At 68.6% G+C, this 14,033-nt stretch carries 13 protein-coding genes and 1 pseudogene; 11 read left to right on the forward strand and 3 right to left on the reverse strand.

Going from position 1 to position 14,033, the window contains the following annotated elements; genetic code table 11:
- Positions 1-185 precede the first annotated feature (185 nt).
- Positions 186-407 carry a helix-turn-helix domain-containing protein gene (locus G6021_RS17115; protein WP_347238912.1) on the forward strand — a complete coding sequence of 74 codons (222 nt, stop codon included), beginning with the start codon at positions 186-188 and terminating at the stop codon, positions 405-407.
- Here G6021_RS17115 and G6021_RS04210 read toward each other — a convergent pair.
- A complete protein-coding gene (locus G6021_RS04210) occupies positions 359-778 on the reverse strand; it encodes a YccF domain-containing protein (RefSeq protein WP_179524832.1) in 420 nt (139 codons plus the stop codon). The two genes, G6021_RS17115 and G6021_RS04210, sit on opposite strands and share 49 nt — an antisense overlap.
- Positions 779-912: 134 nt before the next feature.
- Between G6021_RS04210 and G6021_RS04215 the strand changes: the two genes are divergently transcribed.
- Positions 913-2,262, forward strand: coding sequence for a family 1 glycosylhydrolase (locus G6021_RS04215; protein ID WP_182638678.1), 1,350 nt, complete (start codon positions 913-915; stop codon positions 2,260-2,262).
- 61 nt (positions 2,263-2,323) lie between these two features.
- The gene (locus G6021_RS04220) at positions 2,324-3,418 is read left to right on the forward strand and encodes a serine hydrolase domain-containing protein (protein WP_182638679.1); all 1,095 of its coding nucleotides are present in this window, start codon (positions 2,324-2,326) and stop codon (positions 3,416-3,418) included.
- Between the two features lie 55 nt (positions 3,419-3,473).
- On the opposite strand, the gene nadE is transcribed toward G6021_RS04220, so the two are convergent.
- Complete coding sequence (gene nadE, locus G6021_RS04225; RefSeq protein WP_179524835.1) at positions 3,474-4,346, reverse strand: ammonia-dependent NAD(+) synthetase; 873 nt, start codon at positions 4,344-4,346, stop codon at positions 3,474-3,476.
- A gap of 215 nt (positions 4,347-4,561) precedes the next feature.
- Here nadE and ykgO point away from each other — a divergent pair, with 215 nt between their 5' ends.
- From ykgO to nrdF, 5 genes are all read left to right on the forward strand, one after another.
- On the forward strand, positions 4,562-4,684 hold the full coding sequence (gene ykgO / locus G6021_RS04230) for a type B 50S ribosomal protein L36 (protein ID WP_003852698.1): 123 nt from the start codon (positions 4,562-4,564) through the stop codon (positions 4,682-4,684).
- 586 nt (positions 4,685-5,270) lie between these two features.
- Positions 5,271-5,501 (forward strand): glutaredoxin-like protein NrdH, encoded by a 231-nt coding sequence (gene nrdH, locus G6021_RS04235; RefSeq protein WP_277817749.1) that lies wholly within the window; start codon positions 5,271-5,273, stop codon positions 5,499-5,501.
- A 45-nt stretch (positions 5,502-5,546) separates the two neighbouring features.
- Positions 5,547-5,993: a class Ib ribonucleoside-diphosphate reductase assembly flavoprotein NrdI gene (gene nrdI, locus G6021_RS04240; protein ID WP_182638681.1), complete on the forward strand. Its 447-nt coding sequence runs from the start codon at positions 5,547-5,549 to the stop codon at positions 5,991-5,993.
- 68 nt (positions 5,994-6,061) lie between these two features.
- On the forward strand, positions 6,062-8,143 hold the full coding sequence (gene nrdE / locus G6021_RS04245) for a class 1b ribonucleoside-diphosphate reductase subunit alpha (RefSeq protein WP_241731034.1): 2,082 nt from the start codon (positions 6,062-6,064) through the stop codon (positions 8,141-8,143).
- 55 nt (positions 8,144-8,198) lie between these two features.
- Entirely contained in the window at positions 8,199-9,215 is a 1,017-nt protein-coding gene (gene nrdF, locus G6021_RS04250; protein WP_182609498.1) for a class 1b ribonucleoside-diphosphate reductase subunit beta, read from the forward strand.
- Positions 9,216-9,318: 103 nt separating this feature from the next.
- On the opposite strand, the gene G6021_RS04255 is transcribed toward nrdF, so the two are convergent.
- A complete protein-coding gene (locus G6021_RS04255) occupies positions 9,319-10,467 on the reverse strand; it encodes an ABC transporter substrate-binding protein (protein ID WP_241736421.1) in 1,149 nt (382 codons plus the stop codon).
- A 250-nt stretch (positions 10,468-10,717) separates the two neighbouring features.
- Between G6021_RS04255 and ctaD the strand changes: the two genes are divergently transcribed.
- From ctaD to G6021_RS17120, 3 genes and pseudogenes are all read left to right on the forward strand, one after another.
- A complete protein-coding gene (gene ctaD, locus G6021_RS04260; protein WP_179524838.1) occupies positions 10,718-12,478 on the forward strand; it encodes a cytochrome c oxidase subunit I in 1,761 nt (586 codons plus the stop codon).
- 141 nt (positions 12,479-12,619) lie between these two features.
- Positions 12,620-13,849 (forward strand): phosphoserine phosphatase SerB, encoded by a 1,230-nt coding sequence (serB, locus tag G6021_RS04265; RefSeq protein WP_182640730.1) that lies wholly within the window; start codon positions 12,620-12,622, stop codon positions 13,847-13,849.
- Positions 13,846-14,033: pseudogene (locus G6021_RS17120) on the forward strand (peptidyl-tRNA hydrolase); the annotation flags it as partial. The gene serB and the pseudogene G6021_RS17120, both read left to right, overlap by 4 nt.

A 14,033-nucleotide genomic window follows, 5' to 3' on the forward strand; every position in this document is an offset into this window, starting at 1 on the left:
CGAGTCCGTCGCCCGCGCCCGGGCGCTGCGCTACTTCTCCGCGTGGGCCGCCGCGCACCTGGCCGCCCCGGACGCCGGCGGCGTGATGGCCAACGCCATGGAGGATCTCATCGCCTCGGACCGGTCGATCGTGCGTGTGGACCAGGTCGCCGCAGCCCTGGGCGTCTCGACTCGCGCACTGCTACGTGGGACTGCCGCCACTGAAGATGATCCGTCGGTACCGACTCCAGGAGGCCGCGCAGCGTCTACGCGAGGACCCGTCGGTGACGATCGCCCGGATCGCCGCGGAGCTCGGGTACTCCGACCACGCCCATCTCAGCGCGGACTTCCGCACGGTCCTCGGCCTGAGTCCCCGGTCCTACCGCCGCGCCCCCGGCGCCGCGGCGAAGGGGTCCTCCGACGGGTGACGGATGGGCACGATGCGCTGGCCGAGGGGGAGAAGGGCCAGCGGGACCATCTTCCAGCAGGCGATGCCGAAGGGGATTCCCACGATCGTCAGGCACAGCAGCAACCCGGCGAGCAGGTGGGCGATCGCCAGTTCCCAGCCGAGCACCAGGATCCACAGGACGTTGCCGATCAGGGAGAGCGCACCGGCGTCCCGGCGGAACTCGGTCCGCCGCCCGAACGGCCACAGGACGTACGCCGCGAGCCGGAACGAGGCGATGCCGAACGGGATGGTGATGATCAGGATGCAGGCGATGATCCCGGCGATGACGTACACGAGCGCCAACCACCAGCCGGCGAGCAGAAACCAGAGCACGTTTCCCAGGGTTCGCATCACACCACGGTAGACGCCGCGGCGGGCCTCCGGGCCGGGTACCGGCGCGCCGGTCGCGGGTCCTGACGCGCACGATGCCGGGTCCGGGGGCCCAAAGCGCTGACGCCCGGCGAGGCATGTGTCATGTTTTAGTGATGGGTGTTCATAAGTTTGCCGTCACCAGGATTCCGCTCGCGCTGGTGCTCGTCACCGCTCTGGTGGCGACCGCTCTCATCTCGGTGTCCGTGCAGGCCCGGGCCGAGGCGCGGATGGCCGAGGGCTTCCACTGGGGGGTGGCCACCTCGGGCTTCCAGGTCGAGGGTTCAAATATGGATTCCAACTGGAAGCGCTACGTCGACGCCGCCGCCGCGCGTGGAGAGGCTGATCCGGTCAACGACGCCGTCGACTTCTGGAACCGGTACCCGGAGGACATCGCCCGTGCCGCGGACCTGGGCGTGAACATCTTCCGCCTCAGCGTGGAGTGGTCGCGCATCGAGCCCGAGCCGGGGCGGTACGACGAACAGGCGTTGCGTCGCTACGACGACATCCTGAGCACGATCAGGGCGCACGGCATGACGCCGATGATCACGATGGTCCACTACGTGTATCCGGGATGGCTGGTCGATCGCGGCGGGTTCCTCTCGCCGGACTCGGTGGAGGCGTTCGGGCGCTACGCCGAGCTCATCACCGAGCGGTGGGCCGGTAACGGGACGATGTGGGTCACCTTCAACGAGCCGCTGGTGTTCTTCAGTCACGAACTCCGCATCGGGCTGGTGGGGCTGCACCAGTTCAACGCATTCCGCGACAACGTGGTGGCGGCCCACAAGCTGGGATATCACGCCGCTCATCGGGCGGACCCCGATGCCATGGTCACCGCGAACGAGGCGTACCTCCCCGCCTTCGCCCCGGCCACGGACGATCTGCTGCTCAACCACATCCGCGACGAGCTGGACTTCATCGGGGTCGACTACTACTACGGCATCGCGCTCGACAATCTCACGACCATCCGTGCCGCGTGGGACGACTTCGCCGGCGTCCGTCCGCAGCCCGAGGGGATGTACGAGTCGATCGTCCACTACGCCAGGCACTTCCCCGGCAAGCCGCTGTTCATCGTCGAGAACGGGATGCCCACCCACAACGGCTACCGGGAGGACTCCTTCGAGCGCGGTGACTACCTCCGTGACGTCGTGTTCTGGATCCAACGCGCGGTCGCCGACGGCTACCCGGTGATCGGCTACAACCACTGGTCGCTGGTGGACAACTACGAGTGGGGGACCTACGACTCCCGTTTCGGCCTCTACCAGGTGGATGTGCTCACCGATCCGGCTCTCGAGCGCAGGCCGACCTCCGGGGTCGACGCGTACCGGGACGTGATCGCGGGCGGTGGCGTACCGGAGGGCTATCGCCCGGTCCTGCCGGTGGGCACGTGCTCGCTGGGGACGATCCCCGACACCTGCCTCCGTCCCGTCGACGTCCACGGCCCGATGGCGCGGCTGGCGGGCTGACGGCCCGGGCCACCACCGCCGAACCCTTCACCAGCCGGCCCCCCGGACGTAGGGTCACCCCATGGATCGGTTCGCCTCCGTCACCGGGGGACTCGACGCCCTGGTCGACTCCGGACGGCTGACGGGTTACGTCTGCGGGGTACGGCAGGACGGTCGATCACGGATCGCGTCGGGTGGGACGCGGTCGCCCGGCGGCCCCGCGCTCGACCCGGATGCGGTGTTCCCGCTGTCGTCCAACACCAAGCCGGTGGGCGGCGTGCTCGGGCTGAGGCTGGTCGAGCTCGGGATCCTCTCGCTCGACGACCCGGTGGCCACACATCTGCCGGAGCTGTCCGCCCCCAGGGTCCTCGCCCGGCCCGGCGGGCCGATCGACCGGACCGTACCGGCCGGGCGACAGATCACGCTGCGCCATCTCCTCACCATGACCGCCGGCGTCGGCTGGGCGGGGGAGGGCAGTCCCCTGACCGTCGCCATGGGCGAGCGGCAGGTCGCACCCGGCCCCTACGCACCGCCGATGGAGCCGGACGAGTACCTCCGGCTGCTGGGTGCACTGCCCCTGGCGGACCAACCCGGGCGGGGTTGGAACTACCACACCGGCAGTGACGTCCTGGGGGTGCTCCTGGCGCGGGCAACGGGCGCCAGCGTGTCCGGGTTGGTGGCCGAGTACGTCACGGGGCCGCTCGGACTGGCGGACTGCGGGTTCACCGCCGACCCGGATCGGCTCCCCACCTGCCACGGGCTCGGACCCGACGGGGCCCTCCGGCCGCTGGACATCCGGAGCAGATTCGATCGCCCACCTCGCTTCGAGTCCCTGGCGTGTGGGCTGGCCTCGACCGTCGCCGACTATCTGGCCTTCCTCGACGTCCTGGTCGACGGCGGGACCGTCCTGGGTCCGGAGTTCGCGGAGATGATGACGACCGACCACCTGACTCCGCGGCAGCGCGCCGATGCGGAGGGGTTCATCGGACCCGGCTGTGGATACGGGATGCAGGTGGAGATCCGCCCGGACGGGGTCGTCGGCTGGGCGGGGGGACTGGGGACGATCGGTTACGTCGACCGGCGCACGGGCCGCTGCGCGGCGGTGTTCACCACGCAGTCCTTCGACGTACCGGGGACGGCGGACGCGCTGGACTCGGTGTGGGAGCTGGTGCGGTGATCGGGCGGCGGTGCCTGGTCGGCCGGTGTCCGGTCGACCACCGACCGCCGGGGCGTCACCCCTCGCGCCACCAGGTGTCGAGTGGCGTGGCCGGGACCGCCCGCTTGTGGCGGGTGGCCAGGAACAGCTGCTCGATCCGGGCAGCGGCCTGAGTCGGCACGCCGTCGCGGCCCTCCAGGTAGTCGTCGATCTGCTCGTACGTCACGCCCAGTGCCACCTCGTCGGGCAGGCCCGGACGGTCGTCCTCGAGATCGGCGGTGGGGACCTTCCGCCAGGTCGACTCCGGGGCGCCGAGGTGCCGCAGCAGCGCTGCACCCTGCCGTTTGGTGAGGCCGGTCAGGGGGGTGAGGTCCACGCCGCCGTCTCCGTACTTGGTGAAGAAGCCGGTGACCGCCTCGGCGGCGTGATCGGTGCCGACGACGAGATGGCCGAGCTGCCCGGCCACCGCGTACTGCGCGACCATCCGCTGGCGCGCCTTGACGTTGCCGCGGACGAAGTCGCGGAGCGGGCCCGCGTGGCCGGGAAGGTCCTCCAGTGCAGTCGCGGCAGCACCGGAGGCGGCCTCCGAGGCCGCCCGGATGTCGACGGTGACGCGGGCATCGGGCCGGATGAAGTCCAGGGCCGCGACGGCGTCGTCCTCGTCCGCCTGGGTTCCGTGGGGGAGCCGCATGGCGACGAACCGCGCGTCGGGCAGGCCCTCGTCGCGGAGCTTCTCGGCGGCGAGCTGGCACAGCCGACCCGTCAGGGTGGAGTCCTGGCCCCCGCTGATCCCCAGGACGAAACCCGTGGCGGGGGTGCTGCGGAGATACTCGGCCAGGAACGCCACCCGCCGGGCGACCTCCTGCTCCGGATCGATGTCGGGACGAACGCCGAGTTCGGCGATGATGGACGCGCGGAGAGCGCCGGTGTCTGCAGAGGACTGGGTCATGGCGTCAGCATAGGAAGCCCGTGTGACTTCTGCGTGACATGCGGACGGGCCACGCGAGGTGCCCGGTTCCGCCGGTTGGAGTTCTGACGGGGCAGTCCGTTACGATGGACCAGTTGTGTGTCGTGCATCCGACCTCCGGGTCGGACGTGTCGCGCAGTCATCCCCAGTCGTGTCGGCGGCCATCACGGCCGCCCCGAGAGCCTAAGGAGCGCCAGATGAAGGTCCGCAAGTCCCTTCGGTCGCTGAAGAACAAGCCGGGCGCCCAGGTTGTCCGTCGTCGCGGCAAGGTCTACGTGATCAACAAGAAGGACCCCCGTTTCAAGGCCCGCCAGGGCTGAGTCTCGTCCGCGTGGGATCCCACGCACCCTCGAGGGCCCGCCTCCGGTTCGCCGGCGGCGGGCCCTCGTCGTCGTCGTGGGGGCGGGGCAGACCCGCGCCGACGGTGACCCCCGACGACCCCGCCGCCGCGGGGCCTCCCGGTGCCCCTTCCGCGGCGGTGACCCCGTCGCCCCTGTGGAGCGGTTGGGGACAAGGTGTGGGGTGGTTGGGGACGACCTGTGGGGCGCCGGACGGGGTCTCCGGCACCGTCTCACGCGTGGCAGAGTGACGGTCGCGGGGCGAGGCGGCGGCGTTCGGGCCGACCGTGACAACGGTGGGTGGGAAGTGTCCACAAGGCGGGATCGCGACCTGGGAATACCACCGTTGTAAGACCAAAATGTTGTGGTCGATTGACTCGTCGGACACTAGGGGTAGTGTCTAGGGTGTTGCGGCCCCCGATGAATGCCACGTGTGGCATTCGGGCTGTGAACCCTGACAGACACGACGGTTATCCACAGGCCGGGCGGAAGCGCCGGAACCGATGACCGTCCGAGAAGAGCCCCTCCGCGCCTCCCCGGCGCCCGTGCCGAAAGAGGTCCACGACTGATGGTCACCGTCTACACCAAGCCCGCCTGCGTCCAGTGCAACGCCACCTACAAGGCGCTCGACAAGCAGGGCGTCGAGTACCGGGTGGTCGACATCTCCGTCGACGACGACGCGCGTGAGTACGTGATGGCCCTCGGGTATCTCCAGGCTCCCGTCGTGGTGTCCGGTTCCGAGCACTGGTCGGGTTTCCGGCCGGACCGGATCAAGGCCCTCGTCACCGTCGCGGCCTGACCCCGGGGCGGACCCGGAACACATGTAGATCCGAAGGGGGCAGTCATGGCGGCTCCGCTGTCGGCCACCGAGCCGGTGAGGATCGTCTACTTCTCCAACGTCTCCGAGAACACCAAGCGGTTCGTCGACCGTCTGGGGCTCCCGGCGCTGCGCATACCCACGCGGAGGACCGAAGCGGGGCCGATCGTGTCGGACCCGTATGTTCTGATCGTCCCGACGTACGGGGGATGCCTCGAGGTCACGGGCAGGACCGGGGCGTCGGTCCCGCGACAGGTGGTCACGTTCCTGAACAACGAGCACAACAGAAGCCTCTGCCGCGGCGTGATCGCCGCCGGTAACACCAACTTCGGTTCGGACTACGCGGTCTCCGGCGACGTGATCGCACGCAAACTCGAGGTCCCGTACCTCTACAGGTTCGAACTGATGGGCACACAAGAGGACGTCATCCGCGTCCGCGAGGGATTGGAAGAGTTTTGGCAGCACCGACCGTGACCCCCGAAGGCACCATCGCCGGCGAGGCGGGCGAGGGGCAGCGCCTGGATTACCACGCGCTCAACGCCATGCTCAACCTCTACGACGCGGACGGCAGGATCCAGTTCGACAAGGACCGTGAGGCCGCGCGGGAGTACTTCCTCCAGCACGTCAACCAGAACACGGTCTTCTTCCACAACCTGGACGAGAAGCTGGACTACCTGGTCGACAAGAACTACTACGAGCGGGAGGTGCTCGACCGGTACACGCGCAACTACGTGCGGGAGCTGTTCGACCACGCCTACGCCAAGAAGTTCCGCTTCCCCACGTTCCTCGGCGCGTTCAAGTACTACACCTCGTACACGCTCAAGACCTTCGACGGGAAGCGGTACCTCGAGCGCTACGAGGATCGCGTCTGCATGGTCGCCCTCACGCTCGCGGACGGCGACGAGGACCTGGCCCGCCGCCTGGTCGACGAGATCATCGACGGTCGCTTCCAGCCGGCCACCCCCACGTTCCTGAACTCGGGCAAGAAGCAGCGCGGCGAGCCCGTCTCCTGTTTCCTCCTGCGTATCGAGGACAACATGGAGTCCATCGGCCGCAACATCAACTCCGCGTTGCAGCTGTCCAAGCGCGGTGGCGGAGTGGCACTGCTGCTGTCGAACCTCCGCGAGCACGGCGCCCCGATCAAGCACATCGAGAACCAGTCCTCCGGCGTCATCCCCGTGATGAAGCTGCTGGAGGACTCCTTCTCCTACGCCAACCAGCTCGGCGCCCGCCAGGGTGCCGGGGCGGTGTACCTGCACGCCCACCACCCGGACATCTTCAAGTTCCTCGACACCAAGCGGGAGAACGCGGACGAGAAGATCCGTATCAAGACCCTGTCGCTGGGCGTGGTGATCCCGGACATCACGTTCGAGCTGGCCAAGCGCAACGACGACATGTACCTGTTCTCGCCGTACGACGTCGAGCGGATCTACGGCAAGCCTTTCGCGGACGTCGACATCACGGAGCACTACACCGAGATGGTCGAGGACAGCCGGATCAAGAAGACCAAGATCAACGCGCGGCACTTCTTCCAGACCCTCGCCGAGCTGCAGTTCGAGTCCGGCTATCCGTACATCATGTACGAGGACACGGTGAACCGGGCCAACCCGATCGCCGGCAAGATCACCCACTCGAACCTGTGCTCGGAGATCCTCCAGGTCTCCACGCCGTCGACGTACAACGAGGACCTCACCTACTCGCACGTGGGTAAGGACATCTCCTGCAACCTCGGCTCCCTCAACATCGCCAAGGCCATGGACTCACCGGACTTCGGCCGGACCATCGAGACGGCGATCCGGGGCCTGACCGCGGTGTCCGACCAGACCCACATCGACTCGGTCCCGTCGATCGAGCGGGGCAACGCCGAGTCCCACGCGATCGGCCTGGGGCAGATGAACCTGCACGGCTACCTCGCCCGCGAGCGGATCCACTACGGGTCCGAGGAGGGCGTGGACTTCACGAACATCTACTTCTACACGGTGCTCTACCACGCGGTCCGCTCGTCGAATCTCCTCGCGCGGGAGCGAGGGACGTGGTTCGCCGGGTTCCCGGAGTCCACGTACGCGTCCGGTGAGTTCTTCGACAAGTACACGGACAGGGTGTGGGAGCCGGCCACCGAGCGGGTGCGCCAGCTGTTCACCGAGGCGGGCGTCGCGGTGCCCACCCAGGAGGACTGGCGCGCGCTCAAGGCCGACGTGCAGCAGTACGGCATCTACAACCAGAACCTGCAGGCCGTGCCGCCCACCGGGTCGATCAGCTACATCAACAACTCGACCTCGTCGATCCACCCTGTCGCGTCCCGGATCGAGATCCGCAAGGAGGGCAAGATCGGTCGCGTCTACTACCCGGCGCCCTACCTGACCAACGACAACCTGGACTACTACCAGGACGCGTACGAGATCGGGTACGAGAAGATCATCGACACGTACGCGGCGGCCACCCAGCACGTGGACCAGGGACTCTCGCTGACCCTGTTCTTCAAGGACACGGCCAGCACCCGCGACGTGAACCGCGCCCAGATCTACGCGTGGCGCAAGGGGATCAAGACCCTGTACTACATCCGCGTGCGCCAGCTCGCGCTCGAGGGCACCGAGGTCGAGGGCTGCGTCTCGTGCATGCTCTGACCCCCGGGCCTCAGGCCTGCGCCCCGAACCGCCCCCGCCATCACGAGGAGATCCGATGACCGCCGAGCTGCACGCTCCGGGATCCCACAGCCCCGCCGCCGGGGTCGCCCCCCGGCTCGTCGACCGGGTGTCGGCGATCAACTGGAACCGCGTCACGGACGAGGTCGACGATCAGGTCTGGGGTCGGCTCACCAGTAACTTCTGGTTGCCGGAGAAGGTCCCGGTGTCCAACGACATCCCGTCGTGGCAGACCCTGACGGACTCGGAGCAACAGCTCACCACCCGGGTCTTCACCGGCCTGACGCTGCTGGACACCCTCCAGGGGACGGTCGGCGCGGTGAGCATGATCCCCGACGCGTCGACCCCCCACGAGGAGGCGGTGCTCACCAACATCGCGTTCATGGAGTCGGTCCACGCCAAGAGCTACTCCACCATCTTCTCGACGCTCTGCTCCACTCCGCAGGTCGACGACGCCTTCCGCTGGGCGGAGGAGAACACCTTCCTGCAGCGCAAGGCGCACATCATCCTCGGGTACTACTCCGGGGAGGATCCCCTCAAGCGCAAGATCGCCTCGACCCTCCTCGAGTCGTTCCTCTTTTACTCGGGCTTCTACCTGCCCATGCGCTGGTCCTCGCGGGCCAAGCTCACCAACACGGCGGACATCATCCGGCTCATCATCCGGGACGAGGCCGTGCACGGCTACTACATCGGATACAAGTACCAGCGTGCGCTCGAGCAGATCGGGCAGGCCGAGCGCGACGAGTTGAAGGACTACACCTTCGAGTTGCTCTTCGAGTTGTACGACAACGAGGCGGACTACACCGAGGACCTCTACGACACGGTGGGGTGGACCGAGGACGTCAAGAAGTTCCTGCGCTACAACGCCAACAAGGCGCTGATGAACCTCGGATACGAGGGGATGTTCCCCAAGGACGAGACCAACGTCGACCCCGCGATCCTCTCGGCGCTCAGCCCGAACGCCGACGAGAACCACGACTTCTTCTCGGGTTCCGGCAGCTCCTACGTCATGGGCAAGGCCGTCGCCACGGAGGACGAGGACTGGGACTTCTGACCCGACCGTCGTCACCACCTCACCCCGGCACCCGATCAGGTGCCGGGGTGAGGTCGTCCGGCAGGTGCGCCGGGTCGTCCTGTCGGCTCGGCCGGCTCCCCGGCTACCCGTCCGGGGCGATCCCGTTGATGGAACTCCGGATGTCGTCGAGGACCGCGCGCGCGGCCACCGGGCCGGATCCCTCCCACACGGCCCGGTCCACGACGAACATGCGGCGGGCGCCCACCGCGTCGAGGTCCGTCCACCGCTCGGTGGCGAAGGCCTCCCGCGCGGACTGCTCCGAACCGTCACCGCCGCCCACCACGGCGAAGATCACGTCACCGTCGAGTTCATCGCCCACGGGAGGAGACTCTGGGGCGGGTTCGATCCGCTGGCCGTCCCGCGTGCGCTGCGCCGGGGGTCGGCCGGCACCGACCGCCTCGAGCATGAGGCTCCCGAGGGTGTCCGGCCGCTGGACCGCGACGCCGTCGGCGTCGGAGACGGAGACGGAGACGAGCGAGACCCAGGTGTCGCTCGGGGTGGTGGCGTCGGCGGTGAACCGGGCCCGGTCGATCACGTCCAGCAGGAGATCCCCGCCGGCACGCGGGCGCCCGTAGGCGTCGGCGATCGCCTCGGTGCTCTCGGTCCAGTTCAGAGCCCGCGCGTCGTACACGACCGTCGGGGCGACCTCCGCCAACGCCCGCACCACGGACGGGTCGGGATCGAGCGAGTCCGCCAACACGATGAGGTCGGGGTCGAGTTCACGGGCCGCGGCCGCGGTCTCCTCCGCGCCCGAGTCGCCGGTGATCGCGAGGTCGGGCAGTCCCACGAGGGGCGCGGGGAGGTAGACGTCGGCGTCGCGGGGCAGACCGGAGGTCCCGACGACGAGGTCCTGCAGCCCCAGGCCGCACGCGACGTCCACGGCCCCGGCCCCGAGAGCCAGGATCCGTTCCGGCGACCGGGGGACCTCGACCGTCGCGTCGGCCGGGTCCACGGACTCGACCCGCCTGACGCCGTTCCCGGCGAACTCGGCCGGCGCCGGTACGGGCGCACACGACTCCTCCGGTTCGGCGGAGCGCTGGAGCTCCTCGCCGGCCATCCGTGAGGGGGTCGTGGTGACGGGGTGCTCGACCATGTCGACGGGGGACGGCCCGCACCCGGCGAGCACGAGGCCGGCGACGAGCGGGCCCACGACGCCCACCGTGACCCGCACGGGGGTGGAAGGGTACCCCCGTCCGCGAGGGCGGTGTCGGCTCGGCGCGAGATCGGTCATGGGGGAGAGCCTAGGAGATGGGTCGCGGGCGCAGTCGAAGTGGAGGTCGAGGCGGGTCCGGGCGTCATCTCGGGCGTGTCGTGGCGGGGCCGGATTCCCGCAGATGACCCGCCCCGGCGAGTTCGGCGGGGTGAGTGGTGGACGCTCTCAGCGGAGGGTTAGGATTGCCCTCACGCACTATTCCTTTGCGTTCGACGTGGGGTCGGTGGTTCGACCCGCGGCGTCGGGTGAGGCGTTCAGGAGGACCCTTATGACCGCAGTGGCCCCCAAGCCGGTCGACGATCTCGACCATCCGCCGGGCGTACCCACGGGCACCGCCCGGCCGGGTTCGTTCGTGTGGAAGATGATGACGACGACCGATCACAAGCTGCTCGGCCTGATGTACATCGTCACCTGTTTCGTCTTCTTCTTCATCGGCGGGCTCATGGCCCTGCTCATCCGGGCGGAGCTCTTCGTCCCGGGCATGCAGTTCCTGTCCAACGAGCAGTTCAACCAGCTGTTCACCATGCACGGCACGGTCATGCTGCTGCTGTACGGCACCCCGATCGTGATCGGGTTCGCGAACTACATCATGCCGCTGCAGATCGGCGCCCCCGACGTCGCCTTCCCGCGACTGAACGCCCTGGGCTACTGGCTGTTCGCGGTCGGCGGCACGATCATGCTCTCGGGCTTCCTCACCCCGGGTGGTGCGGCCGCGTTCGGCTGGACCATGTATATGCCGCTGGCCGACAAGATCCACTCGCCGGCCGTCGGCGCGGACCTGTGGATCCTCGGTGTGGGCATCGGCGGTATCGGTACCATCCTCGGCGCCGTCAACTTCGTCACCACGATCATCTGCCTCCGCGCGCCGGGCATGACCATGTTCCGTATGCCGATCTTCACGTGGAACATCCTCGTGGCGTCGGTCCTGATCCTGCTGATCTTCCCGCTGCTCACCGCCGCCGCTCTCGGCGTCTTCTACGACCGGCAGTTCGGTGGCCGCATCTACGATCCGGGCAACGGTGGCGCCATCCTCTGGCAGCACCTGTTCTGGTTCTTCGGTCACCCCGAGGTGTACGTCCTCGCCCTGCCGTTCTTCGGCATCGTCTCCGAGGTGTTCCCGGTCTTCTCGCGCAAGCCGCTCTTCGGTTACGCCGGTCTGATCTTCGCGACCCTCGCCATCGCCGCGCTGTCCATGGCGGTCTGGGCTCACCACATGTTCGTCACCGGTGCGGTGCTCCTGCCGTTCTTCTCGTTCATGACGTTCCTCATCGCCGTTCCGACGGGTGTGAAGTTCTTCAACTGGATCGGCACCATGTGGCGCGGCAAGATGACGTTCGAGACGCCGATGATCTTCGCGCTCGGCTTCATCGTGACCTTCCTCTTCGGTGGTCTGACGGGCATCATGATGGCCGCGGCGCCGATCGACTTCCACATCTCGGACACGTACTTCATCGTCGCCCACTTCCACTACACGCTCTTCGGCACGATCGTGTTCGCCACGTTCGCCGGCGTGTACTTCTGGTTCCCCAAGATGACCGGCCGGATGCTCGACGAGACGCTGGGCAAGTGGCACTTCTGGCTGATGTTCATCGGCTTCCACACCACGTTCCTCGTGCAGCACTGGCTCGGTAACCAGGGCATGGCCCGCCGGTACGCCGACTACCTGGCGACGGACAACTTCACGGTCCTCAACCAGATCTCCACCATCGGGTCGTTCATCCTCGGCATCGCGATGCTGCCGTTCATCTGGAACGTCATCAAGAGCTGGCGTTACGGCGAGATCGTCACGGTCGACGACCCGTGGGGTGCGGGCAACTCGCTCGAGTGGGCGACCTCCTGCCCGCCGCCGCGTCACAACTTCGTGACCCTGCCCCGGATCCGCTCCGAGCGGCCGGCGTTCGAACTGCACTACCCGCACATGAGCGAGCGCATGCGTGCGGAGGCCCACGTCGGGGGCCGGGCCGCGGCCCAGGACCCGGCTGCGGTCAAGGACGTGGCCGAGCGCGGCTCGTCACCGCAGAGGGGCTGACCCACCCGCCCGTACTCACCCACGGGCCTCGGACCCCGCTGAACCCCGTCGGTAGGCTCGTCCTCCGGCGGGGTTCGGCGCGTGTGAGCCCGTCCGGTCCACCACCCCAGTCGTCAGCACGAGCACTCGTCAGGAGCACACGTGAGCACCCCCGGTACCCCGGCACTACTCACCGTCACCGGTCCCGACCGGCCAGGTGTGACCGCGAGGATCATGTCGGTCCTCGCCTCCCACCACTCCGACCTGGTGGACGTGGAGCAGGTCGTGGTCAACGGCCATCTCTCCCTGGGGCTCATGGTCCGGGTGGACGCGGGCGCCGACATCGTGACCGTGGTCCGCGAGCTCACCGAGCAGGTCCACGAGCTGGGGATGCAGTTGGAGGTCCAGTTCGACGACATCGCGCCCCCCACGCCGCCCTCGACCCACGCGGTGGTGATCCTCGGCAGTCCGGTCACCGCGTCGGCGTTCTCCGCGGTGGCGGGTTCGCTCGCGTCGATCGGCGCGAACATCGACACGATCCGAGGGATCGCCGACTACCCGGTGACGGGGCTGGAGCTGCAGGTCTCGACCGCCGGCCGCGACGCCGCCGACGACGCCAGGCTGCGCGAGGCGATGGCGCCCCTGTCGGACGCGCACGGCGTCGACATCTCGGTGGACGGTGCCGGGCTGGGCCGCCGGTCCAAGCGTCTGGTGGTGTTCGACGTGGACTCCACCCTGGTCCAGGGTGAGGTCATCGAGATGCTCGCCGCCCACGCGGGCAGGGAGGCCGAGGTGCGCGCGGTCACCGAACGCGCGATGCGGGGGGAGCTGGATTTCGCCCAGTCCCTCCACGAGCGCGTGGCGACCCTGGCCGGACTGCCGGCCACCGTCCTCGACGAGGTCGCGGCCAGCATCGTTCTGACCCCGGGTGCGCGGACGACGATCCGCACGCTCAAGCGTCTCGGCATCCGCTGCGGAGTGGTGTCGGGCGGGTTCATCCAGGTGATCGCCGGCCTCGCCGAGGAGCTGGGTCTCGACTTCGCGCGGGCCAACACGCTCGAGATCGAGGACGGCGTGCTCACCGGCCGCGTCATCGGCGAGGTGGTGGACCGTGAGGCCAAAGCCGACTACCTGCGCGAGTTCGCCGAGGAGCTCGGCATCTCGTTGAGCCAGACCGTCGCGGTGGGTGACGGGGCGAACGACATCGACATGCTCACCGCTGCGGGGCTGGGGATCGCGTTCTGCGCCAAGCCCGCCCTCCGCGAGGTGGCCGACGCGTCGCTGTCCAAGCCGTTCCTCGACACCGTCCTGTTCGTCCTCGGCATCACGCGCGACGAGATCGAGGCGGCCGACACCGCCGCCGGCACCTACCGCCGCGTCCCGCTCGTGTGACCGAGGGACCACAGGTCGAGGGGCCGCGTCCCGAGGAGCCACCGACCGACGCACCACCGGCGGGAGATCCTGCGACCGGTGCCGCGCTCGACTGGTGCCACGCCCGACTCCGCGCCGGGTCGGCCGGGACCGAGGACCCGGATGACCGCGGCACCGTCCGCTCCATGCCGATCGTGCTGCACCT

The sequence above is a fragment of the Dietzia sp. CW19 genome (assembly GCF_014145265.1).
Lineage (GTDB): Bacteria > Actinomycetota > Actinomycetes > Mycobacteriales > Mycobacteriaceae > Dietzia > Dietzia natronolimnaea.